The sequence below is a fragment of the Pantoea sp. paga genome (genome assembly GCF_007558755.1).
In the GTDB taxonomy this organism is placed as follows: Bacteria; Pseudomonadota; Gammaproteobacteria; order Enterobacterales; family Enterobacteriaceae; genus Pantoea; species Pantoea agglomerans.
On sequence record NZ_VLTF01000006.1, the window covers coordinates 231,382 to 254,842 of the forward strand.

Genomic DNA, 23,461 nt, shown 5'->3' on the forward strand with positions numbered 1-23,461 from the left:
GGAGCCCTACATGTCTGCTTTTACCCCGGCCAGCGAAGTCATTCTGCGCCACAGTGATGAATTTACCGCCCGCCATGTTTTATTTGCTGGCGATCTGCAGGATGACCTGCCCGCTCAGCTGGAAACCGCCTCGTCGCGCGTTCACACCCAGCAATATCATCACTGGCAAAACCTGAGCCGCCGTATGGGCGAACAGGCGCGTTACGGAATGGTTGCGCAGGCCGAAGATGTGCAGGGCTGCGATACCCTTGTCTACTTCTGGACCAAGAATAAGCCGGAAGTGCAGTTCCAGCTGCAGAACCTGCTGTCGCTGCTGCCGGTGGGCTGCGACGTGTTCGTGGTCGGTGAAAACCGCAGCGGCGTGCGCAGCGCCGAAGGCATGATGGAGTCGTGGGTGAAGCTGGAGAAGATCGACAGCGCGCGTCGCTGTGGTCTCTACCACGGACGCCTCGACAAGCAGCCTGAATTCGATGCCAGCACTTTTGGTCACCAGTATCAGCTTGATGGTCTGACGATTCATACCCTGCCTGGCGTCTTCAGCCGTGACGGTCTGGATAGCGGCAGCGCCCTGCTGCTGTCGACCTTTACCCCGCACACCAAAGGTAAAGTGCTGGATATGGGCTGTGGCGCGGGCGTGATTGCCGCCTCGCTGCCTGCCCGTTCGCCTAAAGTGCGTCTGTGGCTGTGTGACGTGCACGCAGCGGCGATTGAAGCGAGTAAAGCGACGCTGGCCGCCAATGGCATCGAGGGCGAAGTCTTCGCCAGCAACGTCTTCTCTGACGTGACCGGTCGTTTCGACATGATTATCTCTAATCCGCCCTTCCATGAAGGCACTCAGACCAGCCTCGATGCCGCACAGGCGCTGATTCGTGGTGCGGTGAAGCACCTGAATACCGGCGGCGAGTTGCGTATCGTTGCCAACACCTTCCTGCCCTACCCGCAGGCGCTGGATGAAGCCTTCGGCAGTCACGAAGTCATCGCGCAAACCGGCCGCTTCAAAGTTTACCGTGCCGTCTATGGTCGCGGTGCCAAAACGCGCTAAGGGTTTTTCCTGCCGTTAACTGCTTTGCCGGGCTGAAAACGTTGCTTTTTACAGCGATCGTTTCAGCCCGACGAAATAGTTGTTGACGCAAAGAGTAAAATCTCTAGAATGCGCCTCCGTGGTTGTAACATTCTCAAGGTGTTACGGGTATGCGAAGGTGGCGGAATTGGTAGACGCGCTAGCTTCAGGTGTTAGTGTCCTAACGGACGTGAGGGTTCAAGTCCCTCTCTTCGCACCAAAATCACAAGTTTCATATCGCGAGCACTGCGCGAAGGTGGCGGAATTGGTAGACGCGCTAGCTTCAGGTGTTAGTGTCTTAACGGACGTGAGGGTTCAAGTCCCTCTCTTCGCACCATTGCGGTGATATGAACAGACAACTCGATGCGAAGGTGGCGGAATTGGTAGACGCGCTAGCTTCAGGTGTTAGTGTCTTAACGGACGTGAGGGTTCAAGTCCCTCTCTTCGCACCAACGTTGTCATCTTCAGGCCTTTCCCGCTCATCTCTTCTTTTCCCCTGCGGTTTCGCTTTACCCCCTGCTCGTTTTACCTTTTCCAGTTGTTCCGTTTTCCGGTCGCTTTACCTTTTCCAGCCGCTTTACCCCGTACGCCGGTTGTACCCACTCCGCTTATGTTAATTCAGATGAAAATTCACAGAGACAGCCGCCAGTCCGCCCGCTAACGCCAGACAGGATGGCAGCAGCAGATAGTGACGCAGCCGCTGGTTAAACAGCATCACGACAGTCAGCAGCAGCGCAACCGTCATCACCATCCGCCACTGGCTGAAGCTCGGTTCCCATAAGGCGAACAGCGGCAGCGCAATGCACGGCAGCAACACGCCCCACGCACTATCCAGCTTTTTACCCAGTGCCCAACTGACTCCCCACAGGCCGCAGGCCGCGATAATCGCTATCCCCATGACACAAACCTCAAATGATAAGCATTCCCATTATCATATGACAGTTTTGCCTGCACTGCAGCCTGTTTTTGTCTCGCCCGGCAACGAAGATGACAGACCAGTTGGAAAATGCTAGATTGCGGCCGATAACACCTTTAATAACAGCAACAGCAATAATTTGCTCATTGTCTGGCAGAACCTGATTTTGCCGGCGTGCGCTTTAGTATTTCAGGGTCGTCACGAGTACTTATAATGAAATTACAATCCTATGAAGAGCTGAAGCAGAGTAAATACCGGCTTTCAGTGATGCTTTTCCTGTTTCTGAATATCGCCGTTTCGCTATTTCATCTGCTGCCAATAATGAGCAGTGAGAAAAGTGAGACGACCCTGCCGGTAATTAGTGTCGCGGCCTTTAGCGGCATTATGTTAATTTCCCTTTTAATATGGCCTAAAGTAAAACTTCCCCTGTTAAATCCTGTGGCGCTGCTGCTGGGAATGCTCTGGGCCTGGCATATTAATTATCGCTTTCATCAGGTGTTCTATTTTGATGGTGGCTTTCTTATTATCAGTTTGATCAGTGTGTTATTTATCAGTGCCATCGCCCTGAGCGATTATCTGGGGGCTTTTTGTCTGCATGTCACGCCACCGGTGCTCACCGTATTGCTGCTCGACAATGCACAGCACCTGCCGCTGATCCTGCTGACCATTACGCTGCCGCTGATTGGTTTCTCACTACAGCATCTGATGCGCCGCCGTGCCGACAACTTTACTCTGCGCCTGATGCATCAGCTCTACGAAGAGAAAGAGACATTCAGCGACCTCAGCATGCTGGACCCGCTGACCGGGCTTTATAACCGTCGTGGTCTTAAGAACCGGCTGGATAATATTCTGGAAAACCATGCTGGCAGCCACTATGTGCTGCTGCTGGATATCGATCACTTTAAGTCTTATAACGACAATTACGGGCATGCGATGGGCGATCAGGCGCTGGCGCGGGTCTCTGTCGCGATTCGTGATGCGGTGCGTTCACGCGATGTTGTTACCCGCTATGGCGGCGAAGAGTTTCTGGTATTGATGACCAATGTGAACGGCTCCATCGCCATGAAACTGGCAGAGCGAATCCGTCAGTACGTGCTGGATTTAGAAATTCCTCATCTTTTCAATGAAACCGTTTCAACCCATGTCACCATCAGTGCCGGCATCGCGCCTATTTATGATAATGAATTTGACCTGGCGGTCGCCAATGCTGACAGCGCATTATATGTGGCTAAAAATCAGGGCCGGAATACCATTCTCGCCTGGGAAGATTTACCCCGAAAACAGCATCACGCCGCCAGTGAACATGCATAATTAAACGTAACGCTATCGGTAATCACTGAGGCTTTGACTCAATATGCCCGGCTCTCTGCTGCTCTGCCCGATCGGATAACTGACCTTAACCCCTCCGTTTTCCCGCCAGCAACGACGATTTTTTACACGACTTGTAGAGTTAATCAATAACGATTATCATTTGCTTTCTTATCTACACTTTTCGCGAGTCGTCATGGCAACCGTTTCAGCTCAGGAACAGCGTTTTAACGCTCAGTCGATGATCTTCCGGCAGAATGACCGTCCACTGGCGGAAAGTCTGCATGAGCGGCTGCAACAACAGCGCAGCTATCTGCTTGAATCGACGAAGCTCAGCCAGCCTGCTCCGCGCGACACGCTGACCCTCGCCGCCTGGTCACAATCAGAGTCCTTTACCCCAATTATCCAGCGCTACAGCGATTATCTCTATCGCGATCATCCTGATGCAGTTCGTGAAGCGAAACCGGTGCTGTCACTCTGGGCGCAATGGTATTTTGGCCTGCTGCTGCCAACACTGACCATGGCGTTATTGCAGGAGTCACGTGCACTGGACTGCTCGCCAGAGCATATCCGCGTCGGTTTTCATGAGAATGGTCATCCGGCCACTTTCTGGATCGATGTGCAGGAGGATGAAGAGGCGCGCTACCTTAACCCTCAGCAGCGTATCGATCGGCTGATTCAGCAGCATCTGATTCCGGTGGTCAATGGTATTACGCAGCATGGTGATATCAACGCCCGACTCATCTGGAACAATATGGGCTACTCATTCCAGTGGTTCCTGGGTGAGCTGAAAAGCCAGATCGATGAGTCGCTGGTGCTGCAACTGGAGCAGGCGCTGTTCTTCAACCAGCGGTTGCTGGATGGCAGCGAAAATCCGCTCTACCGCACCATGATTCCACGTAATGGTGAACTGGTCCGTCGCAGCTGCTGCCAGCGTTATCGCATTCCCGATGTCGAACAATGCGGCAACTGCACCCTGAGCGGCAGCTAAACAGACTTAATTACGCTGAATTCTCCGTTTATCTCGTTTACAGGCACTGAGGCTTGTGGCAATTTTTACGCCTTCGATCAGCCTGGAGATAAAGATGAGCCTGGAGTCCGTGCGCCAGTTCTTCGCCGAACACGCCCCTGAAATTGAAATTATTGAACTGGCCGAAAGCACTGCGACGGTCGGGATGGCTGCCCGCGCCCATGGCGTGACGCCAGGAGAGATTGCCAAGACCCTGTCACTGAAAGTGAAAAACGACGTGGTGCTGATTGTGACACGAGGCGATGCCCGGCTGGATAATCGCAAGCTGAAAGCGGCGCTGGGGGCGAAAGCGCGAATGCTGAGCGTGGACGAGGTGATTAACTGGACCGGCCACCCGGTGGGCGGCGTCTGTCCTTTCGGTCTTGAGAATCCGCTGACCGTTTACTGTGATGTCTCACTTCGCAGTTTCGAGGAAGTCCTGCCCGCCGCTGGCGCTATCCACAGCGCCGTCCGCATTACCCCACAGCTGATGGCTGAACTGACTAACGCCCGCTGGATCGACGTGTGCGAAGCGATGTAATGCCGGGTATCAGCTCACACAAGCCCTGCACCTTCTGCCCGCGCCCTGATGCTGCTGATAAACTGACGGATAACGTCAGCGTTTGATGGCCACAGCGCCCTTCTGGAAACCGATCCGCCGCAGCCAGCAAGCGGGCGAGTTAATCGCCCACGACATCAGGATTTCAGGCGCTTAAATGCCTGTTCAATAATCGACAACAGCAGCGTGTTATCGACACGATGCAGCACATGCACCGATGCGCCGCACTGCTCAGGCACACCGACAGTGAGCCGAAGGGGCTGACGATAACGCCAGCTTTTGCCGCGCGTCGCACCGGGACGCAGTTCTATATCTACCCGGTAATCGATGCCTGACGCGACCCGCTGATTCAGCAACCAGGCGACCACCAGCGCATCGTGAATCCAGCATCCCGCCAGTTGCCGGGTCGCCATCGAATAGTCGATCCACGGACGCAGCGTGTCGCGCACAAATTCGGTCAGCGGATGATCGACGGCGGTAAGGCGGGTCAAATCCTGCTGGGTCAGCAGCGTCTGCGTGGTGACATCCATCGGAACCAGCGTTACTGCTGCACCACTGTGCAGCACCTGATGTGCCGCTTCCGGATCCAGGCCAAAATTGGTGTCTTTGATATAATCATCCAGCGTAAACACGCCGCCCATGATGACAATTTCCGCCACAGCGTCGGCCATAGCGGGATAGCGCTGCATTGCCAGCGCCACATTCGTCAGCGGACCAATCGCCACCAGGGTAATCTCGCCCGGATTGTCACAAATCAGTTTGCCGATAGCGTTAGCAGCATCAAACGCATCTGCCGCGACATCCGCTGGCTGACGCACGCCCTGCCACATCTCACCCAGCGCAAGCTGATTGACCCGGTTATCCAGCGTCTCGCGCCACGGCGCAGGATCTTCCTGTAGCGCCTGCGTTGCACCCTGGATTACCGGGATAGATAATCCCAGCCGGACGATCAGATCTTTGGCGACGCGCGCGCCGACTTCACATGGCGTGTTACCGGCCACGGTGGTGATCAATTCCAGCGACAGTGCAGGTGAAGCTAAGGCCAGCGCAATCGCCAGCCCATCATCGGTGTTGGCACCCGCGATACCGTTGCCGGGATCGCAGTCAATAATAATTCTTTTCATATTTTTATAGGCTAACTCTGGCTTTGCGGCTTACAGCCGCAGGATTCACCGATTTCAAGGTAGTGTGGAAACTCCTTTAATTGCGCTTCGCTCTGTCCCTCTTTCAGCATATGAATCGCAGAGCGAGCCATCTCACGCAGTGGCTGGCGCACGGTCGTTAATGTCGGGACGTGAAACGACGAGTGATTGGTACCGTTAAAACAGACCAGCGCCACATCCTGCGGCACACGAATCTGATGTTCGGAAAAGGCGCGAAGCGCACCAATCGCCTGACCTTCGTTGCTGGTAAATAGCGCACGAGGCACACGACCCCGGGCGATCATGCTTTGTGCCGCAGCGTATCCACCCTGTGGGGTGTAGCTGGCGGGAAACATCAGCGATTCATCAATCGGCAGACCGCGATCCTGCATGGCATCACGCCAGCCCTGAATACGATCCTGCGCGTTAAGCATATCGACCGGGCCGCTGATTATGCCGACCTGCTGATAACCGTGACTCAACAGATGTGCCGTCACCTGCCAGGCGGCCTGACGCTCATTGACCCGCAGCATGTTAACGCCCGGCTGAGGCTCAACCCGCTCCAGCATGACCAGTGGCGTACCGCTGGCTTTAATCAGGTCAATGTAAGGATGGCGATCGACGCTGTTGTAAAAGAGTCCATCGACCTGCCGATTCAGCAATCCCTGAATTAATTCCAGTTCGCGCTTGCGGTCATCACCTGCATCACCCAGCAGCATGACGTGGCCGTGATTCATCGACTCCTGCAACAACACGTGCGCCATTGACGCCACAAAAGGATTGCCGATGTTGGGCACCACCAGTCCGAAGGTTTTGGTGTTACCGGAAGCCAGTGCGCGTGCTGCCGCATTTGGCCGGTAACCGGTCGCTTTAATCGCCTCCAGTACCCGCTGACGGGTCGCCTCGGCGACCGGACGAGGCCCGTTATTAATGACATAACTGACAACTGCCACTGAGGTGCCTGCCGCTTTCGCAACTTCACTTCGGGTCACTTTTCCCGTTAACGACTTAGGCACATCACGTTCCTCCATAAAAAAAACAGGCCGCTTTAAACGGCCTGCTGCTTTTGGCGCTATCCTGGCAGATGGCATCCTCAGGCAAAGCTAGATGGCATCTTCAGGCAGATTGAGATCCCGCCCTCGCGTTTCAGGCGCGACAAAGGTGGTAAAGAACCCAATTGCGGCCATCGCCGAGAAATAAACCGCAATCGGCCACCAGTGACCGGTATAAGAAAGCATAGCAGCGGCAATAAGTGGTGCGGTTCCGCCGGACAAAATGGAACCCAGTTCTTTAGCCACTGCCATTTTGGTGTAGCGATGATGAACGCCGAACATCTCCACGCCCCATGCCGCCTGCACACCAAAAATACCCAGCGACGCCAGCGCCATACCGACCACAATAACCGGGATCACCAGCATCGGTTCACGCGTGTCGAGCAGCGTAAAGGCGGGCCAGGCGTAGAACATCAGTAACAGACAGAACACGCGATAAACCACCCGCCGACCAAAGCGGTCAGAGAGCCAGCCCGCTAAAGGAATGATCAGGAAACCCAGCAACGACGCGAGGAACACCGCAGTGGTTGGTACGGACTTGTCGACCATCAGCACCTTCGCGACGTAACCGACGATGAAGCCCTGCGCCAGATAGGAGGGGCCATTTTCGCCGATACGCAGGCCAACCATGGTCCAGAAGGCACGGGTACGCTGGAAGAAAGGCCGCTGATCCACCACCGGAGCGGCCAGCACGCCTGCGCGTTCTGCTTCCATCTCCGCTTTTCTGCGCTCAAACACCGGCGTTTCGCGCAGATGACGTCGAATCCACAAGGCAACCAGCGCAATCAGCGCACTGCTGAGGAACGGAATACGCCAGCCCCACTCCAGCAGGCTTTGCTGATCCATTTGTACCACCAGCAACCAGACCAGCGAAGCCAGCAGTGTGCCGCTGTTAGAACCCAGTGCGATCACGGAGGAGATCAGTCCGCGACGCTCTGTCGGCGCATATTCGCCCAGCATCACCGTCCCGCCCGATAACTCCGCGCCAGCGCCGAAACCCTGCGTAAAGCGCAGCAGAACCAGACAGGCAGGAGCCCAGACGCCAATAGAGGCATAGCTCGGGATTAAGCCGATAAACGTCGTGGAAGCGCCCATCAGAATGATGGTGGAGATCATCACCACCTTTCGGCCTTTGCGGTCGCCGAGCCAGCCGAAAAAGAGTGCGCCGATAGGCCGGGCAACAAAGCCGACTGACCAGGTAGCAAAGCTGGAGAGCAGTGCCATGGCAGGGGTTGATTCCGGAAAGAAGACGTCGCCAAAGATAATACCGGCCGCCAGGCCATAGAGCGCGAAATCCGCGTACTCCATTGCCGTTCCGAGCCAGCATGAGAAAGTGGCGCGCCAGAAATCTTTGCGGCCTGAAGGGGTGTTAAACCGCTCATCGGCGGCTGAAGTGGATGACAGTGATGCCTGCTGATTAACGGAGTTGTGTGCCGTCATAACCCTATCCCTGAATGAGTATGCAGATCGATAAACGCCCGTCCATGGGTCGATTCCCTGATAAAAGCGGAAATTCCCCGGTGACGACGTTCAGTTGACTAACCATGATGAAAGGTTAAAGGATTCCCTGGTGTTGGAATCTTGTTCTTCGCCCCATTTCGCCGGTGTATTTTTCACCGGTCGCTTAAACTGAGCGAATGTAACTTAACAATCGATGGGCCTACTGTGCATCGGGCACCGTGAGCAATCACTGGGGACCTAGTGTATCTACGCGCGTAGATAAATCAATAGATCCTGATGAAAATTATTAGTAAAACTTCACTATCACATCCCGTCATCACGCATTTTTAGCGCAAATTCAGCCAGTTAACCGCAACACATCGCCTGAAAAAAATCACCATCGACTATAAGTTACCATTTTCTCTTATGATTAAGCGTTATAAGACAGGCTAAAATCCTTTCATCGCGCTCTGTTGTCGCACACGCCTGTGACCATGAGATGACACGTGTATTTATTCTGAAAATTCGCTGTAAGCGCAGACAATACGTTACCCTGACAAAAAGGGCGGACAGAGATGCTATGAAAATTATCCTGATGCGACACGGTAAACCTGACCACCAGGCTGCGGGTCGCCAGAGCGTGCAGGCACTGGCAGACTGGTGCGAAGCCTACGATCTGTCACAGGTTAGTGACGGACCGCCGCCGCGCAGCATCGAAATTGCCCGTCAGGCTACGTTTATTGTCTGCAGTCCCCTGCCCCGCGCGCAATCCTCTCTGAGCCAGCTCGGTCTGCAGCCCCATGAGGTTGATGCCGTGTTCAGCGAAGTCGCCGTACCGCTGCTGCGAACCGGCGCGGTGCAACTGCCTACCCTGTGCTGGCTGGCCCTGTTGCGGCTATTGTGGTTCTGCGGGTATGCGGGTGAAGCGGAGTCACTGCAACATGCGCGCAGCCGCGCCTCGGCGGCGGCAGAGAAGCTGATCGAGCACTCACAGCAAGGCACGGTGCTGCTGCTGGGCCACGGCATCATGAATAAGATGATTGCGCGCGAATTACGTAAACGCGGCTGGCAGGCGGAGAAGCACGCCAGTAGCCGCCACTGGAGTTCCGCGATCTATCATCGTCCGTTTATCTGACCGATCGGAAAATAGCCCAGCACCTCACAGCCCGTTCCGACACGCGGCGTGGCAATCACTTTACGCTGCGCCAGATCGATCACGCTCAGCGTGCCATCATCCTGATTGGCAATCAGCAGCTGTTGCCTGTCTGGCGTAAAACAGCCATCCATCGGCATGTTGCCTACCCGGATGTCGCCCAGCGGATTCAGCAGATCGTCAAACAGCGTCACCAGCGGTTCCTGATCCCCTATCGCCACCAGCTGCTCGCCATCGGCGCTGAAGCGTACCACCTGACAGGGCCGCTCATGACCCGGCAGCGTCAGGCGCTGGCGAATGCGGTGGCTTTGCCGATCGATCACATAGAGCAACGGTGCATCAGCGGCGCTGGCGACCAGATAGGGGTGTTTCGGAGAGGCAGCGATGCCCGCAATCGGCCCGGGCAGCAGGATGGTGTCGATGACCCGCCCCTCCGCTTCACAGAGATCCACCACGGTGATGGTCGCATCCTCTTCATTATCGATGAACAGCTTGCGGCCGCTGGGTGACAGCGTCAGGCGATGCGCGTTATGAGAAGGAATTGGAATGATTTTTTCCACTTTGTCGCTCTGCGGATCGATCACCGCCACTGCGGCACTCTGTTCACAGCAGAGATAGACTTTGCCATCGCGGCCCAGCTGCCCGCTGTGGGGCGCCCGTAACGGCGACAGATCGATAAAGCCACTGATCTCCCGACGCTGTAAATCGATAATCGCCACTTTGTGACCCGGATGCGGGTTATTACCATGAACGCCATCGCCAAAAATGGGTACATAGGCTTTACCCCATGGGGCCAGCATCAGGAGTTCATGCGGCCGCGGTGGAAAAGCGTTCAGCTCCCGCTCGACCGCGAAGGTTTCCGGATTAAGAAACAGGACGCGATTACCCTGCTTATCAACTGCCAGTAACCCGTAAGATTCACTCTGCATGCGCGCTCCTTTCTCAGTAAGTTCTTCTTAAGCGTAGACAATCCTCTTCAGGCTGTCTGATTCCGGGGATTGATGAGCCGGGCTTACACCACCAGTTAAGTACAATAGCCACTGTTCCTGTGGCCCGGGCCGCAGGATAACGCGCAGGCTCAGAAGAATATTCAGATATTCCTTAACGGCGTTTATTCCCGCATTTAAATAAATGATTAACAGTGACGACATTATTATTTTCATAACGTGACCGGATTATTTCCGTATTATCCTAAAGTCAAAAAAAGACATAGCTAATGTGTAAATAATGTTTTATTAAAAAGGTGCAGTGCAATTAAACAGCCGTGAGGAAACTATCGCGCGCTCCAGCACTGCGTCGCCACCAGGGAAAACTATTCATTAATTCCCGCACTCATCGGGATTGCAGCCAGTTTGCAATGTCGGCCGTTCCCGCCGCTGGCGGAACGGGCAGAGCCTGCACTATGACGGGAAAATAAAAATAACAGGTGTACCATGACTTCACATCGCCAACGTCCAGCGCATAAAATCTGGCGTAACTGGAAAAGAATATCGTTCAGTAGCCAGATGTTATGGAATAGAAAACAGCAGCGACTCTGTCGGGCTCCGGAATATGATCCGGGTCAGGAAGATAATGTTGTATTGATCGCGCAGCAGAAAGATCTGCCGGAGATTCCAAAAATCGTCTGGATGGTCTGGCATAACGATCATCTGCCTGCCTCGATGGCGCTGAATATCAGTAAAATCCGGCGGGACAACCCCGACCACCAGGTTTATCTGATTACGCAGCGCACCCTGTCGCAGTGGTTGCCCGATCTCAACTTTATCTCTTCCGATCTGACGCTGGCACATAAAAGTGAAATTATCCGGCTTGAGCTGATTCACCGTTATGGCGGCATCGGCATCGATTGCAGCACATTGCTGTTTGAGAATCTCGCCTGGGTGCATCGCGTTCACGAAGCGCGGTCAATGGATCTCATTGGTTACTATGGCGAGCAATCGACGCTGAACCTGCTTGCGCCGGTCACCGAGAGCTGGTTTCTTGCTGCCGCCCCGCAAAATCCCTTTATCCGCGAATGGCTGAAACAGCTGGCGCCTGTTAAAAACGTCGGCATCCGCAACTATTTCCATGAGCTGAAGAAGCGTGATGATTTTCCGCTGATTGTGCAGAATATGGAGAATCCGTCTCGTCAGCTCCTGTCGCTGGCGCAGCAGGTTGCAATGCGGGAATACCGGCGGGCGAATCTCTATCTGCGTAAAAGTGAAGCCAGCGCCTGGTTCTATCAGCGCCTGCATGCCGACAGCAGCAGCGCCTTTGCGCAGTCTGTGATGTTTCAGCAGCGGCCACAGACGCCGCCACCCATTATAAAATTAACCGGTAACGAGCGGCTGCATCTCGACTTCAATCTGCGGCTTGGTTTATATAACCGCAGCAGCCTGATTGGCGAGATGATGCACACCACGCCGCCTGCGCTGGCATTGACATCAACGGTCAAAGCGCGCGCGTAACCAGTGCGTAAACGTGGTGACCGCACGTGGCACCTGCGCCGCCCAGGGTCGAACGATCCACAGGCGGGCGGCAAAGGCCTCAACAGGCTGCCACGCAGGCAGCACCTGCTGCAATGATCCCGCAGCCAGCGCCTCCCGGGCGCTGAAATCGGGCAGCATAGCGATCCCTAACCCCTGCAGGGCCGCATCGCGTATCGACTCGCTGTTGTTAGTGGCAAAGCTGCCCTGAATCCGTACCTGGACCTGTTCGCTATCCGCAGTGGTGGCAAACCGCCAGCGCGGTGATTCGACGCCGCGTGGGTAGTAAAGGCAGTTATGCTGCGCCAGATCCTGCGGCGTATGCGGTATCCCCTGTTCGTTGAGATAGGCGGGTGATGCCACCAGTAATGTCCGCGTGTCACACAGCGGCAGTGCCACGTGGGTTTCCGGCAGGGTATCGCTGTGTCGAATGGCCAGATCAAATCCCTCACTGCTCAGCGACACAATGCGGTCAGTCACATCCAGCTGCAGACGCACCTGCGGATAATCACGCAGAAACTCACCGATAATCGGCACCAGTTGCTGACGGGCAAACGCCACCGGTGCGGTAATGCGCACCAGGCCACGCACCGGCCCGGCGGTGTCCCGCACGCTGAAAAAACTCTGTTCGATGCGGGCAAAAGGCTCGCGTAGCTCCTCCACCAGCTTCTCACCGGCAGAGGTCAGCCGCACGCTGCGCGTAGTGCGTTGTACCAGCAACACACCGGCCATCTCCTCCAGCTCTTTGATTTTCTGACTCATCGCCGCCTTGCTGACGTCGAGCCGCTCTGCCGCGCGGGTAAAACTGCCCTGCTCTGCCAGTACGGTCAGCCAGTGCAGATGATCCCACAGCGTATCCGTTTTCATCTCTTTCATCACGATTGTTCACTATAGTGAATAATCATTTCAGGCTACGCGCTTTTTCCCGCCGGATAAAGGGGTCACCATAGGGTTCTTAATCACCGGGAGGAATCCGCTATGCCACTGCTGCAATTTGATGTTATCCAGGGTCGTTCAGAATCAGAGCTACGTACACTGCTGGATGCGGCACACCGCGCCGTGCTCACGGCCTTTAAGGTGCCGGAACGCGATCGCTACCAGATTGTTCAGGAAAACAAGCGCTATCAGATGGTGTTTCAGGATACCGGACTGGGATTCAGCCGTAGCGATAATCTGGTGATGGTGCGGGTCTATACCAGCCCACGCAGCAGTGAACAGAAACAGCTGTTCATGGCCGAGCTGGCGCGTGAGCTGCGTGAACATTGTGGTGTGCAGGGCAACGATTTAATGATCAGCTTTATCACCAACGACAAAGGTGACTGGAGTTTTGCCGACGGCGAAGCACAATATCTCACCGGCAAACTCTGAAAATCGCCCTGACTTCTGCTCTGCTGACGGTGCGCGCCAGCCACCGTCACGCCTGATAACCTCACTTCTGAAATGACAATAAACCAATCTGCTCTTCACCGCACAAATCGGGCCGGATATGTTGCAGCCGGATTACAGCCAATATAGATTGTCGAAAAACCATCCCCCGAAGGTGGCCGGTTGCGTGAAGCCTCGCGTAGCCCTGAAGAGAGGATTTGCCGTTGTCCGAATTGGTGTCCGTCGCGTTGTTTCTGGCCGCTATTGCAATCTATTCCTGTAAAGCCGGGCGTAACAAATTCTGGTTTATTGTCGTTCTTATTCTGCTGGTGCTTTTCGTTGTGCTGAACGCCACCCTCTATGCCAGCAACTATTTTACCGGTGACGGCATCAACGATGCGGTGCTCTATACGCTGACCAACAGTCTGACCGGCGCGGGTGTCAGTAAATATGTGGTGCCGGCGATTGGGCTGATCATCGTGCTGTTTCTGCTGTTCTGCCTGCTGTCGTGGATTCTGCGGCGGCGTAAGCGTCCGCATCACATGGGCTGGTCGCTGCTGGCGGCGGCCTGCGCACTCGGCTCGGTGCAGACCACCCCGGCCTTTCGCCAGGTCGCGACCCTGATTGTGTCGCATACCCAACTGGCAGATTCTGACTTCGACAACTTCTATAAAGTGCCGCGTAATCGCATTGAACAGCCGCACCTCAACGTGGTTTACATCTATGGTGAAAGCTTAGAGCGCACCTATTTTGACCCTATCGCCTTTCCCGGCTTAGCGCCGGAGCTGAGCCGGCAGAAAGAGCAGAGCATCGACTTCAGCGAAACCGAACAGCTGCCAGGTACCGATTACACCATTGCGGGCATGGTCGCCTCACAGTGTGGCATTCCGCTGTTTGCCCCCTTTGATGGCAATGCGTCAGCGTCGCTCTCCAGCTTCTATCCTCAGAACGTCTGTCTGGGCGACATACTGAAAAACTCCGGCTACGAGAACTGGTTTATTCAGGGTGCCGATCTGCGTTTCGCCGGGAAAGATATCTTCCTGAAATCACACGGTTTTGATCCCGCGAACCTTTATGGTTCGCAGGAGCTGAAAAGTCGCGTCGCCGATCCCACCTACCGTAATAACTGGGGTTATTACGACGATACGGTAATGGATGAGGTGTTTGAGAAGTATCAGGAACTCTCTCAGGCCGGTAAACCTTTTGCGTTGTTTACGCTGACCGTCGACACCCATCATCCTGACGGATTTATCTCACGCAGCTGCGATCGCAGGAGCTACAGCATTGAGGGCAAACCGAATCAGTCATTCAGTGCGGTCGCCTGCTCGCAGGAGCATGTGGCGCGCCTGATTGCGCGCATTAAAGCGTCGCCGTGGTTCAAAAACACCGTGATTGTGGTGAGCTCGGATCATCTGGCGATGAACAACACTGCGCATCCGTGGCTGGTCAAACAGCCCCGTCGCAATCTTTTCATGGTGATCCGTGGTGACAAGCCGCAGGCGGAATTGATGGAGGCGAAGCGCAGCACGCTGGATAACGGCGCCACGCTGCTCGATATTCTCGGCGGCGATAACGCGATTGGCCTGGGCCGCAGCAGCCTCTCATCGCTTTCACTCTCCACCCAGTTCGACGATATGAAGAGTAAGGTGACGAGCTGGAAACCCGACATTATCCAGCTGTGGAACTTCCCGAAGAAGATAGACAACTTCACGGTGGATCAGGCGAAGAATATCTTCAGCTTCTCGGGGACCACCTTCAAATTGCCGATTCTGTTCCGCATCAGTGATAAGCATGTCGAGCCGATGCCGGAGGGGGAATATTCGGCACCGCTGCGCTATCAGCTGGCCGATTTCGCCTCAGCCGATAAATTCATCTGGGTGGATCGCTGTTTTAAAATGGCGCGACTCTGGCAGCCTTCGCTGGCACTCTCCGGCGATCTCTGTGTGGCGATGGGACAGCTCGGCGGCACGCCGACGGTGACGCATGTCGACAAACCGCAGTGGAAAGGCAAAGTCCGTTTCCCGGAGGGCGCTATCAGCGATGCGCGTTACCAGCAGAACCTTGCGCAGATCCGTATTGAAGATAACAACATTCGCTACAGCGCCGATAGCTTCCGGCTTGATGTGCCTGGTGCGCCGGAGAGTGTTAAAAGCTTCAGCGGCATCTCACGGCCAGAGAGCTGGGGACGCTGGTCTAACGCTAATCTCGCGCCCGAGGTTCATATCGACTATATCGATGCGCTGCCCGCGAAGTTCGATCTGGTGATCACCGCGCGTGCGTATGGCCCCAATGCGCACCGGGCGATTCCGGTTCGGGTCGGCGATCAGCAGCAACTGCTGTCGCTGAGTGAAGAGATATCGACACATACCCTGCATTTTGATAACCCAGGCGCCAGCCATCGTCTGGTGATTGCACCACCTGAACCGCAGTTGAGTAACACCGGCAATATCACCGGTCAGGATCCGCGCAAACTGGGCATCGGCATGGTTGAAATTAAAATCGTGCCACAGCCCTAACGCCCGCTTTTTCTCTTTCCGACTCTGCGGATTTCCGCAGAGTCGCCTCATCCTGCCATCAGCTAAATGTTGCGAGACAGCCCGCACTCTGTTGCACGTTACTTGTTGTACTAATTGATATTTTTCGGCGAGACGCGCAAAATGTAACCGGCTTAGTGGCGATACGTCTTTTGACTGTCATGATGCCGTTATCGCTGAAGTGCACAGGGAGGTGTCGTGATGACAAGCACAATGATGAGTACCCACAAAGCTTTTAAAGCGCTGCAACAGGCAGGGATCGACGATCAGCAAGCGGAGGCGATGGTGGAGGTGTTTACTGATATGCAACAGAGGCAGCCAGGCGGACAGGTTGGAAAGCAACTCGGTCAGATTCAGACCAAAGCCAACCATATAGACATTCGGCTCGGGCAGCTTCAGGCAAAAGCCGACCAGACAGACGATCGGGTCACTCACCTCAGGACAAAAGTCGACGAAACAAACGATCGGGTCAGCCACCTTACGACCAAAGTCGACGAAACAAACGATCGGGTCAGTCACCTTACGACCAAAGTCGACGAAACAAACGATCGGGTCAGCCACCTTACGACCAAAATCGACGAGACAAACGATCGGGTCAGCCACCTTACAACCAGGGTCGACGAGACAAACGATCGGGTCAGTCACCTTACGACCAAAGTCGACCAGATGGACGATCGACTCGGCAAGCTTACATTGAAAGTCGACCAGACAGACAGCCGGGTCAGCCAGCTTTCAATAAAATTTGATCAAATAGACAACCGGCTCGGCCAGCTTACAATAAAAGTTGATCAGATAGACATTCGGCTCGGCCAGCTTACGACCAAAGTCGATCAGATAGATGGGCAGCTTGGTCAGCTCACAACAAAAGTACATCAGATAGATGAGCGGCTTGGCCATGTTGAAAGAAAAACAGACAAACTGGCCATCCGTTTTAATCAGTTAGAAGCCAAGGTGGATAAGCTGGATGTCGCTCTTAGTGAAATGAATTTCCGATTAACTTCGGCTGTGGACAGCCTCAGAAATGACGTTGTTACCCTGACCACCGATATGCGCTGGATCAAACGGTTATCTATTCTCATGACCACCACCCTGCTGGCGGCGGTCCTGAAAGATATTTTAATTTGATCGCGTTATCGCCCGGTCAGGATCTGTCGCGCAGCGCCTCCAGCTTTTCGCGCTGCTGACCGTCGGCGGTAAAGTTATCCTCCGCCAGCCAGCGCTGCAGGCCCTTTTTCACCTGCGGCCATTCGCTATCGATAAGCGAGAACCAGCTGGTGTCACGTGAACGCCCTTTGTAGACGATCGCCTGACGGAAATCACCTTCATAACGAAAACCGAGACGTGCCGCTGCCTTACGGGAAGGGGCGTTACAGCTATCGCATTTCCATTCATAACGGCGATAACCCAGCGTCTCAAAGGCGTAACGCATCAGCAGGAAATGCGCCTCCGTTGCCATGCGGGTCTGCTTCAGCCGGGCCGAAAACATGACATGCCCGACTTCCATCACACCATGTTCAGGCTGAATGCGCATTAACGACAGGCTACCCACCGCCTGCTCGGTGGCGAGATCGATCACGGCAAAATGCAGCGGATCGCGGCTCACTTCAAGCTGTGCGGCATACGCCTGCCATGCCGGACGATCGGTAAAAGGACCGGCAGGCAGGTAAGTCCAGTCACGCCCATCCTCAGCCAGCGCCCATGCCTCAAACAGTGCCTCAGCATGACGCGCAACACTGAACGGCTCCAGCCGACAAACTTCACCAGTAAAAACCTGATGCTGGGGCAGAGGCCGGGGCTGCCAGTCTGGCATTGGCTCACCGACCGGCTGTCCGTACTGATTGGTATGTTGTGACATGTTGTCTCCTGGCTGCAGATTATCTCTGCAGATTGCCACGATCATAATTGATTAAAAAGGACCAAAACTGGAGAAAATGATAGACCCATTGCCTGCGAACGCATCAGCCAGGCGATATACCGGTTACCGGGCTGGCGGGGTTAACCCTCTTATTTCCCACTGATGAGGCTGATCGGTGCGGCAATGGACTGGCGAATCATCAGACGGGCATCAAAGCGCGGCATCGGTCCGACGGCTTCGCCGCGTATCTCCGCGATCAAGCGTCGTGCCGCTTCACGGCCCATCTCATACACCGGTTGCGCCACCACCGTCAGCGGCGGCGTGACAATCTCACTCCACGGAAAATTGTCATACATCACGAATGAGAGATCGGCAGGGATTCGCAGTCCGCGCTGCGTCACTTCGCGCAGCAGCCACATCGCGACTACGCTGTCAGAAGCCACCAGCGCAGTGGGCGGCTGCGGACGCTGCCACAGCTCGGCCACGATACGGGCAATCTCCGCTTCGTCCAGCGCATTCACTTTCACCATCGTCGGATCAAATTCCACGCCCGCGGCAGCAAATGCCTGCATCATGCCGCCCACGCGCTGGGCGACCGGCGTCAGGCCAAAATCGCCTGGCGTGCTGTAGTCGGTTGCCAGTGCCATGCTGGTGATATAAGCGATGTGGCGATGGCCCGCTTCCAGTAACTGCGCGGTTGCTTCTGCAGCGACTTCGGTAAATTCGCAGCAGATCGCCTCCACATCAAGATCAGTTACTGCGCGATCAAATAATTTCAGCGCTCTGCCCTCTTCCAGAACCTGGGTCAGGTGACTGTTGTGACAGTGTTCTGAACAGCAGGGCGCAACGATAATGCCGTCGACCCGCTTTTCCAGCATCACCCGCACCGCATCCTGCTCAGCCTGCAACTTCTCATCGCTGTTACTGAGCAGCAGATGGTAACCGGCAGTGCGCGCCACATCCGCCATGCCGCGCAGCGCAAGACCGAAATGGGGATTTTCGATGTCGCCGACAATCACACCAATGGTATTGGAACGTCCGGTATTCATACTGCGGGCCAGGGCATTCAGACGGTAGCCCAGCGCGGAGGCCGCGCTGTTGACCCGCTCCTGCACCTCATCACTGACCGCCCCATAGCCACCCAGCGCACGCGCCGCCTGGGCTTTGGATACTTTTGCTGCGCGCGCCACATCCGCCACGGTGGGCGCTTTAGATTGTCGTTTCTGGCTGGTCATAATTATTTTGAATCACAGGTTGATGACAGGAATATTGACGCCGAAAAAAGGGTGTGCTTAAACTCATTGTAACCCCTTGAGACCGGTCTCACAACACCAGCGTCTTAAGGTGCCACCTGCGTTGAGACCGGTCTCAATAATAATCGCTGGCTCAACAGTCTCTGATGTTTAAACCTGCAAAAACGGATGAGCTATGAAATCGCAAACCACCCTGGGCAAACTGCTCGGCACCACGCTCGCACTCTGTTCACTGTCGTTCTGTACGCTGGCTGCCAGCGACAACAATCCCTATGGGCTGATCGAACCGGGTCAGCTACGCATCGCCAGCGTCGGCGACTCAAAACCTTACACCTTCACGGATGCCAGCGGTCAGTTCACCGGCTTTGACGTCGAATTCTTCAAAGATGTCGCCCATCGTATCGGGATCGATAAGGTCGATTTTATTGGACAGGACTTCTCGGCCATCATGCCGGCGGTGGCCAACGGTCAGTATGACGCGGCGGTAGCGGCTATCGGCATCACCCCTGCGCGTGAAAAGACGGTGGATTTTTCAACCGGCTATCTGGCGGGATTTCTCACCGTTCTGACCCGCCACGACAGCGGCGTGAAGAATGTCGCCAGCCTGGCAAAACACCGACTCGGGGTGGTTCAGGGTACGCTGCAGGAGAGCTATGCCGTCGAACACTTCACCCAGACCGATCTCGTGCGCTTCCCGGATAACAACAGCGCAGTCTCTGCGCTCAACAACGGTACGCTCGACGCGATCTTCCTCGACTACGAGGCGGCAAAAAGCTACGCCGACCGCTTTAAGCTGGTCTCTGCCGCAGACATCCCCTCGTTTGATGCACCGGCCGGCATTGCCATTGCCAAAGGCAAACCCGCCTTCAAGGCCGCGCTGGACAGCGCCATTAAAGCAGCCATGCAGGATGGCACCTGGCAACGGCTCTATCAGAAGTGGTTCCCCGGGTCGCCGATGCCAAAACAGTATCTGCCTGGCGGGCAGTAAAGATGCGGACGTTCGCGTCCTGAGTTAACCGGGGGATCCCCCACCCTGCATGGAGACGGCGATGGACTTGCTCACGATTCTTTCCCGCACCTTCTTTGATTTTCCATCAATGATGGAAGTACTGCCGCAGATGCTGACCACCGGGCTGGTCAATACAGTGATTATCTCGCTGGCGGCAACGCTGCTCGGCACGCTATTCGGCCTTCTGCTGGCGCTGATGGGCATCTCGCCCTCACGCTGGCTGCGTCTGCCTGCCCGGCTCTATACCGATCTGTTCCGCGGTCTGCCATCGATTCTGACCATTCTGCTGATTGGTCAGGGCCTGGCGCGCTTTAGCTATCAGCTGTTCGGTCCTACGCCCTATCCGCTGGGGATCTTCGCCCTCAGCCTGATCGCCAGCGCCTACATGGGCGAGATTTTCCGCGCCGGTATTCAGAGTGTTGAACGCGGCCAGATGGAAGCCTGCCGTGCGCTGGGGATGAGTTATGGCCGGGCAATGCGACTGGTGGTGATCCCGCAGGGGATCCGCCGCGTATTGCCCGCCATCGTTAACCAGTTCATCGCCATCATTAAAGATTCCTCGCTGGTTTACCTGCTGGGCCTGATGACCCAGCAACGGGAACTGTTTCGCGTGGGCCAGGATGCGGCGGTGCTCACCGGCAACCTCTCGCCCCTGATGCTGGCAGGGCTGTTCTATCTGATTATCACTGTGCCGCTGACGCACATGGTCAACTATGTCGATGTGCGTTATCGCACCGGCCGACGTCGCCTGACTGCCCCGCAAAGTGGCTTAAAAGAGGTGGAGGAAGTCAGAGCGCCCGGCGGCGCACTGGTCACTCATCCCCGGATCGGAGGCAACCATGAATAATCTGAACAGTACCACTGCCGCGAGCTGGCACGGTGCCAGCCTGGAGCTGCGCGATCTGACTCTGGCTTACGGCCCGATTGAGGTGTTGCGTAACGTCTCGCTGCGGGTCGCGCCCGGCAGCACCACCTGCATTATCGGGCCATCCGGTTCGGGTAAGTCGACGCTGCTGCGCGGCATCAACCGGCTGCATGAACCGCAATCGGGAGATGTACTTCTGGCTGATCGGTCAGTGTTGCGCGACAAGCCAGATGCGCTGCGGTTACGGATCGGCATGGTATTTCAGCATTTCAATCTCTTCCCCGATCACAGCGCACTGGAGAACGTGGCGCTGGCACCGTGGCGGGTTAAAGGCCTGCCCAAAGCGCAGGCGATGGCGATTGCGCGTCAGCGGCTGGAAGAAGTGGGTCTGGGTCAGCGCGCCGATCACCGGCCACGCGATCTCTCCGGCGGCCAGCAGCAGCGTGTCGCGATTGCCCGCGCGCTGGCGATGGATCCCGAGGTCATGCTGTTTGATGAGGCGACCTCCGCGCTCGATCCCGAACTGGTGAAAGGTGTCCTGACGCTGATGGCGGATCTCTGTCGTCGCGGCATGACGATGGTTGTGGTGACACATGAAATGGGCTTTGCGCGCAAAGTGGCGGATCAGGTTGTGTTTATGGACGAAGGCGAGATTGTTGAAGCCGGGCCGCCGGGCGCCATTTTTGATACGCCACAGTCGCCGCGACTGCAACGTTTTCTCTCTGAAGTGCTGTAACTGAGCAAGGAACCTGATAATGGCGGTAAAAACTGAAATGAAAGTGGTTGTTCTGGGCGGTGGCGTAATAGGTGTCTCGACGGCGCTGGAGCTGACAAAACGGGGAGCGGCGGTGACGCTGGTGACCGAAGCCGCGCTCTGTTCTGGCGCATCGGGACGTTCACTCTCCTGGCTCAACTCGGCGGGTGAACGCTCCCGCCCCTATCACGCGCTGCGCATGGCGGGCATTGATCGCTATCGCACCCTGTTTGCTCAACAACCCACCCTGGACTGGCTGCGTTTTGATGGCGGGGTCTGCTGGTTCAGCAATGATGCAGCCGGAACGCAGGCGCGGCACGCCTATGAGAAAGCACATGGCTACGACTCACAACTCATGACCCCTGATAACGTGGCGCAGGCGGATGCGACGATCGATCCCGACGCGCTGCCGTCGCAGGCGATATTTAACCCCGGTGAAGGCTGGGTCAGCCTGCCGCACCTGTCAGAATATCTGGTGAATCAGTTCCGGGCGCGGGGTGGTGAAGTGATTGAACACGCCGGTAAAGCCAGTGTGATCACAGTGAATGGCCGGGCCTGCGGCATTCGCAGTGAGCTGGGTGAACTGCGGGCAGATGCGGTGGTGGTCGCCTGCGGGCCCTGGACACCGGATGTGATTGCGCCACTGGGCGTGACGATTCCCAACGGATCGCCCGTCTCCATGCTGGTGATCACTGAGCCGGGCAAACATGAACTCAAAGCGGTGCTGAACACGCCCCGCGCCGCCATCCGGCCAAACCCCGGCAACCGTTACGCCCTGGATCACGACTGGTACGAGGCTGATATCCAGAAGCTGGCCGGAGGCGATTATTATATTGATAAGCAGGTTGTAGCAAAGCTGGCCGAAGAAGCGAGTCAGCTGTTACGGGGTGACGAGCCGCTCAGTGTCCAGAGCTGGAAAATTGGCCTGAAGCCGATTCCAGGCGATGGCGATCCGGTACTGGGGCAACTGCAGAAGGTGCCGGGCTGTTATGTGGCGTTCACGCATTCGGGTGCAACCCTGGCGCTGATTGTCGGTGAGTTACTGGCGGAGGAGATTGTAAGCGGTGAAAAGCATCCGATGCTGGCAAGCTTTGGTGCTGAGCGTTTCAGCTAAAAAAAAGCCGGTCATCACGACCGGCTGATTTTTTACCGCTTATTTTAACCGCGGAAGAAGATATCGCCCGATTTACCCATGACGATTTTGCCGGTGTCATTGGTAATAAGAATGTAGTTGGCGTTGATATAGGCCCAGTGGGTATTTTCCTGTGGAGCGGGCAGATTACGCTTTTGCCACTCATTGATGGTGTACGTTTTATCGGTGTACTTCTCTGGCACTGTGTCACCGATTTGGTACTGTTTGTAGTCGATGATGATGGTGCTGAGGTCGTAATTAGGGTGTGCGCCGTTGGAAGGAGCCGGCGTGGTCGGCGTAATACCATCATTAGATTGTGAACTGGTCGGTGCCTGGCTTTGCGCGGCACCGGCATCCGGCTGAACGCTGCCCGTATCAGGCGTAGCGGGCTGGGCATCCGGATTAGCAGGCTGAATCTGCGGCGGTGGCGGAACGGTATCCGTTGCTTCGCCAGCGGCTTGTACAGCGGGGATCAGGCTCAGCGAGCCAACCAGTAATCCCATTGATAAAAGTACACGTTGAGTCCTGCGCATAATGATTTCCACGTTGAATTTTGACAGTCAGGCTAAAGACAATGTTTATCGCACTTC

General features: G+C 55.7%; 22 protein-coding genes and 3 tRNA genes. 16 read left to right on the top strand and 9 right to left on the bottom strand.

Annotated features, from left to right (window positions below):
* The first annotated feature begins 10 nt into the window (after positions 1 to 10).
* From rsmC to FOV68_RS17060, 4 genes are all read left to right on the top strand, one after another.
* A complete protein-coding gene (rsmC, locus tag FOV68_RS17045; protein ID WP_010253598.1) occupies positions 11 to 1,042 on the top strand; it encodes a 16S rRNA (guanine(1207)-N(2))-methyltransferase RsmC in 1,032 nt (343 codons plus the stop codon).
* A 151-nt stretch (positions 1,043 to 1,193) separates the two neighbouring features.
* A tRNA-Leu gene (locus FOV68_RS17050) sits at positions 1,194 to 1,280 on the top strand.
* Positions 1,281 to 1,310: 30 nt separating this feature from the next.
* Positions 1,311 to 1,397 (top strand) — tRNA-Leu (locus tag FOV68_RS17055).
* A 28-nt stretch (positions 1,398 to 1,425) separates the two neighbouring features.
* Positions 1,426 to 1,512, top strand: a tRNA-Leu gene (locus FOV68_RS17060).
* A 161-nt stretch (positions 1,513 to 1,673) separates the two neighbouring features.
* Here FOV68_RS17060 and FOV68_RS17065 read toward each other — a convergent pair.
* Positions 1,674 to 1,958: a DUF1435 domain-containing protein gene (locus tag FOV68_RS17065; protein WP_010251467.1), complete on the bottom strand. Its 285-nt coding sequence runs from the start codon at positions 1,956 to 1,958 to the stop codon at positions 1,674 to 1,676.
* A 231-nt stretch (positions 1,959 to 2,189) separates the two neighbouring features.
* Between FOV68_RS17065 and FOV68_RS17070 the strand changes: the two genes are divergently transcribed.
* The 3 genes from FOV68_RS17070 (at position 2,190) to FOV68_RS17080 (ending at position 4,834) form a co-directional block, all read left to right on the top strand.
* Positions 2,190 to 3,287: a diguanylate cyclase gene (locus FOV68_RS17070; protein ID WP_031593282.1), complete on the top strand. Its 1,098-nt coding sequence runs from the start codon at positions 2,190 to 2,192 to the stop codon at positions 3,285 to 3,287.
* Between the two features lie 193 nt (positions 3,288 to 3,480).
* Positions 3,481 to 4,275: a siderophore-iron reductase FhuF gene (gene fhuF / locus FOV68_RS17075; protein WP_031593281.1), complete on the top strand. Its 795-nt coding sequence runs from the start codon at positions 3,481 to 3,483 to the stop codon at positions 4,273 to 4,275.
* Between the two features lie 94 nt (positions 4,276 to 4,369).
* Entirely contained in the window at positions 4,370 to 4,834 is a 465-nt protein-coding gene (locus FOV68_RS17080) for a YbaK/EbsC family protein (RefSeq protein ID WP_010251476.1), read from the top strand.
* 155 nt (positions 4,835 to 4,989) lie between these two features.
* Here FOV68_RS17080 and FOV68_RS17085 read toward each other — a convergent pair whose 3' ends face one another.
* The 3 genes from FOV68_RS17085 to FOV68_RS17095 form a co-directional block, all read right to left on the bottom strand.
* Positions 4,990 to 5,976, bottom strand: coding sequence for a nucleoside hydrolase (locus FOV68_RS17085; protein ID WP_115387920.1), 987 nt, complete (start codon positions 5,974 to 5,976; stop codon positions 4,990 to 4,992).
* 11 nt (positions 5,977 to 5,987) lie between these two features.
* On the bottom strand, positions 5,988 to 7,010 hold the full coding sequence (locus FOV68_RS17090) for a LacI family DNA-binding transcriptional regulator (RefSeq protein ID WP_031593278.1): 1,023 nt from the start codon (positions 7,008 to 7,010) through the stop codon (positions 5,988 to 5,990).
* Between the two features lie 87 nt (positions 7,011 to 7,097).
* Positions 7,098 to 8,486: an MFS transporter gene (locus FOV68_RS17095; protein ID WP_031593277.1), complete on the bottom strand. Its 1,389-nt coding sequence runs from the start codon at positions 8,484 to 8,486 to the stop codon at positions 7,098 to 7,100.
* Positions 8,487 to 9,066: 580 nt separating this feature from the next.
* Between FOV68_RS17095 and FOV68_RS17100 the strand changes: the two genes are divergently transcribed.
* Positions 9,067 to 9,621, top strand: a complete 555-nt coding sequence (locus FOV68_RS17100; RefSeq protein ID WP_033770933.1) for a histidine phosphatase family protein — start codon at positions 9,067 to 9,069, stop codon at positions 9,619 to 9,621.
* On the opposite strand, the gene FOV68_RS17105 is transcribed toward FOV68_RS17100, so the two are convergent.
* Complete coding sequence (locus FOV68_RS17105) at positions 9,603 to 10,568, bottom strand: WD40 repeat domain-containing protein (protein WP_143991253.1); 966 nt, start codon at positions 10,566 to 10,568, stop codon at positions 9,603 to 9,605. The two genes, FOV68_RS17100 and FOV68_RS17105, sit on opposite strands and share 19 nt — an antisense overlap.
* Positions 10,569 to 11,072: 504 nt before the next feature.
* Between FOV68_RS17105 and FOV68_RS17110 the strand changes: the two genes are divergently transcribed.
* Positions 11,073 to 12,086 (top strand): glycosyltransferase family 32 protein, encoded by a 1,014-nt coding sequence (locus tag FOV68_RS17110; RefSeq protein ID WP_064704579.1) that lies wholly within the window; start codon positions 11,073 to 11,075, stop codon positions 12,084 to 12,086.
* Here FOV68_RS17110 and FOV68_RS17115 read toward each other — a convergent pair.
* Positions 12,063 to 12,980 carry a LysR family transcriptional regulator gene (locus FOV68_RS17115; protein ID WP_109652473.1) on the bottom strand — a complete coding sequence of 306 codons (918 nt, stop codon included), beginning with the start codon at positions 12,978 to 12,980 and terminating at the stop codon, positions 12,063 to 12,065. The genes FOV68_RS17110 and FOV68_RS17115 overlap by 24 nt on opposite strands.
* Positions 12,981 to 13,082: 102 nt before the next feature.
* On the opposite strand from FOV68_RS17115, the gene FOV68_RS17120 reads away from it, so the two are divergent.
* From FOV68_RS17120 to FOV68_RS24420, 3 genes are all read left to right on the top strand, one after another.
* Positions 13,083 to 13,472, top strand: coding sequence for a tautomerase family protein (locus FOV68_RS17120; protein WP_010251498.1), 390 nt, complete (start codon positions 13,083 to 13,085; stop codon positions 13,470 to 13,472).
* Between the two features lie 221 nt (positions 13,473 to 13,693).
* Positions 13,694 to 15,985 (top strand): phosphatidylglycerol--membrane-oligosaccharide glycerophosphotransferase, encoded by a 2,292-nt coding sequence (gene opgB, locus FOV68_RS17125; RefSeq protein ID WP_143991254.1) that lies wholly within the window; start codon positions 13,694 to 13,696, stop codon positions 15,983 to 15,985.
* Positions 15,986 to 16,204: 219 nt separating this feature from the next.
* Entirely contained in the window at positions 16,205 to 17,128 is a 924-nt protein-coding gene (locus FOV68_RS24420) for a tropomyosin (protein WP_186289760.1), read from the top strand.
* 16 nt (positions 17,129 to 17,144) lie between these two features.
* Here FOV68_RS24420 and FOV68_RS17135 read toward each other — a convergent pair whose 3' ends face one another.
* Both FOV68_RS17135 and FOV68_RS17140 read right to left on the bottom strand, forming a co-directional pair.
* A complete protein-coding gene (locus tag FOV68_RS17135) occupies positions 17,145 to 17,858 on the bottom strand; it encodes a GNAT family N-acetyltransferase (RefSeq protein ID WP_143991255.1) in 714 nt (237 codons plus the stop codon).
* 149 nt (positions 17,859 to 18,007) lie between these two features.
* Positions 18,008 to 19,093, bottom strand: coding sequence for a LacI family DNA-binding transcriptional regulator (locus FOV68_RS17140; RefSeq protein ID WP_143991256.1), 1,086 nt, complete (start codon positions 19,091 to 19,093; stop codon positions 18,008 to 18,010).
* Between the two features lie 193 nt (positions 19,094 to 19,286).
* Between FOV68_RS17140 and FOV68_RS17145 the strand changes: the two genes are divergently transcribed.
* From FOV68_RS17145 to FOV68_RS17160, 4 genes are all read left to right on the top strand, one after another.
* Positions 19,287 to 20,099, top strand: a complete 813-nt coding sequence (locus FOV68_RS17145) for an ABC transporter substrate-binding protein (RefSeq protein WP_031593265.1) — start codon at positions 19,287 to 19,289, stop codon at positions 20,097 to 20,099.
* Between the two features lie 61 nt (positions 20,100 to 20,160).
* Complete coding sequence (locus FOV68_RS17150) at positions 20,161 to 20,967, top strand: amino acid ABC transporter permease (protein WP_010671730.1); 807 nt, start codon at positions 20,161 to 20,163, stop codon at positions 20,965 to 20,967.
* The gene (locus tag FOV68_RS17155; protein ID WP_010671731.1) at positions 20,960 to 21,721 is read left to right on the top strand and encodes an amino acid ABC transporter ATP-binding protein; all 762 of its coding nucleotides are present in this window, start codon (positions 20,960 to 20,962) and stop codon (positions 21,719 to 21,721) included. The genes FOV68_RS17150 and FOV68_RS17155 overlap by 8 nt, the downstream gene beginning before the upstream one ends.
* A 19-nt stretch (positions 21,722 to 21,740) precedes the next feature.
* Positions 21,741 to 22,853 carry an FAD-binding oxidoreductase gene (locus tag FOV68_RS17160; RefSeq protein WP_143991257.1) on the top strand — a complete coding sequence of 371 codons (1,113 nt, stop codon included), beginning with the start codon at positions 21,741 to 21,743 and terminating at the stop codon, positions 22,851 to 22,853.
* 44 nt (positions 22,854 to 22,897) lie between these two features.
* Here the strand turns inward: FOV68_RS17160 and FOV68_RS17165 are convergent, their stop codons facing one another.
* Positions 22,898 to 23,404, bottom strand: coding sequence for an RcnB family protein (locus FOV68_RS17165; protein ID WP_022625353.1), 507 nt, complete (start codon positions 23,402 to 23,404; stop codon positions 22,898 to 22,900).
* Positions 23,405 to 23,461 lie beyond the last annotated feature (57 nt).

Coding starts and splice junctions, on each gene's coding strand:
- FOV68_RS17070 (WP_031593282.1), top strand. CDS start 2,190: ATGAAATTACAATCCTATGAAGAGCTGAAGCAGAGTAAATACCGGCTT.
- FOV68_RS17165 (WP_022625353.1), bottom strand. CDS start 23,404: ATGCGCAGGACTCAACGTGTACTTTTATCAATGGGATTACTGGTTGGC.
- FOV68_RS17095 (WP_031593277.1), bottom strand. CDS start 8,486: ATGACGGCACACAACTCCGTTAATCAGCAGGCATCACTGTCATCCACT.
- FOV68_RS17105 (WP_143991253.1), bottom strand. CDS start 10,568: ATGCAGAGTGAATCTTACGGGTTACTGGCAGTTGATAAGCAGGGTAAT.
- FOV68_RS17115 (WP_109652473.1), bottom strand. CDS start 12,980: ATGAAAGAGATGAAAACGGATACGCTGTGGGATCATCTGCACTGGCTG.
- FOV68_RS17065 (WP_010251467.1), bottom strand. CDS start 1,958: ATGGGGATAGCGATTATCGCGGCCTGCGGCCTGTGGGGAGTCAGTTGG.
- rsmC (WP_010253598.1), top strand. CDS start 11: ATGTCTGCTTTTACCCCGGCCAGCGAAGTCATTCTGCGCCACAGTGAT.
- FOV68_RS17110 (WP_064704579.1), top strand. CDS start 11,073: ATGACTTCACATCGCCAACGTCCAGCGCATAAAATCTGGCGTAACTGG.
- FOV68_RS17155 (WP_010671731.1), top strand. CDS start 20,960: ATGAATAATCTGAACAGTACCACTGCCGCGAGCTGGCACGGTGCCAGC.
- FOV68_RS17140 (WP_143991256.1), bottom strand. CDS start 19,093: ATGACCAGCCAGAAACGACAATCTAAAGCGCCCACCGTGGCGGATGTG.
- fhuF (WP_031593281.1), top strand. CDS start 3,481: ATGGCAACCGTTTCAGCTCAGGAACAGCGTTTTAACGCTCAGTCGATG.
- FOV68_RS24420 (WP_186289760.1), top strand. CDS start 16,205: ATGACAAGCACAATGATGAGTACCCACAAAGCTTTTAAAGCGCTGCAA.
- FOV68_RS17100 (WP_033770933.1), top strand. CDS start 9,067: ATGAAAATTATCCTGATGCGACACGGTAAACCTGACCACCAGGCTGCG.
- FOV68_RS17145 (WP_031593265.1), top strand. CDS start 19,287: ATGAAATCGCAAACCACCCTGGGCAAACTGCTCGGCACCACGCTCGCA.
- FOV68_RS17135 (WP_143991255.1), bottom strand. CDS start 17,858: ATGTCACAACATACCAATCAGTACGGACAGCCGGTCGGTGAGCCAATG.
- FOV68_RS17150 (WP_010671730.1), top strand. CDS start 20,161: ATGGACTTGCTCACGATTCTTTCCCGCACCTTCTTTGATTTTCCATCA.
- FOV68_RS17160 (WP_143991257.1), top strand. CDS start 21,741: ATGGCGGTAAAAACTGAAATGAAAGTGGTTGTTCTGGGCGGTGGCGTA.
- FOV68_RS17085 (WP_115387920.1), bottom strand. CDS start 5,976: ATGAAAAGAATTATTATTGACTGCGATCCCGGCAACGGTATCGCGGGT.
- FOV68_RS17080 (WP_010251476.1), top strand. CDS start 4,370: ATGAGCCTGGAGTCCGTGCGCCAGTTCTTCGCCGAACACGCCCCTGAA.
- FOV68_RS17120 (WP_010251498.1), top strand. CDS start 13,083: ATGCCACTGCTGCAATTTGATGTTATCCAGGGTCGTTCAGAATCAGAG.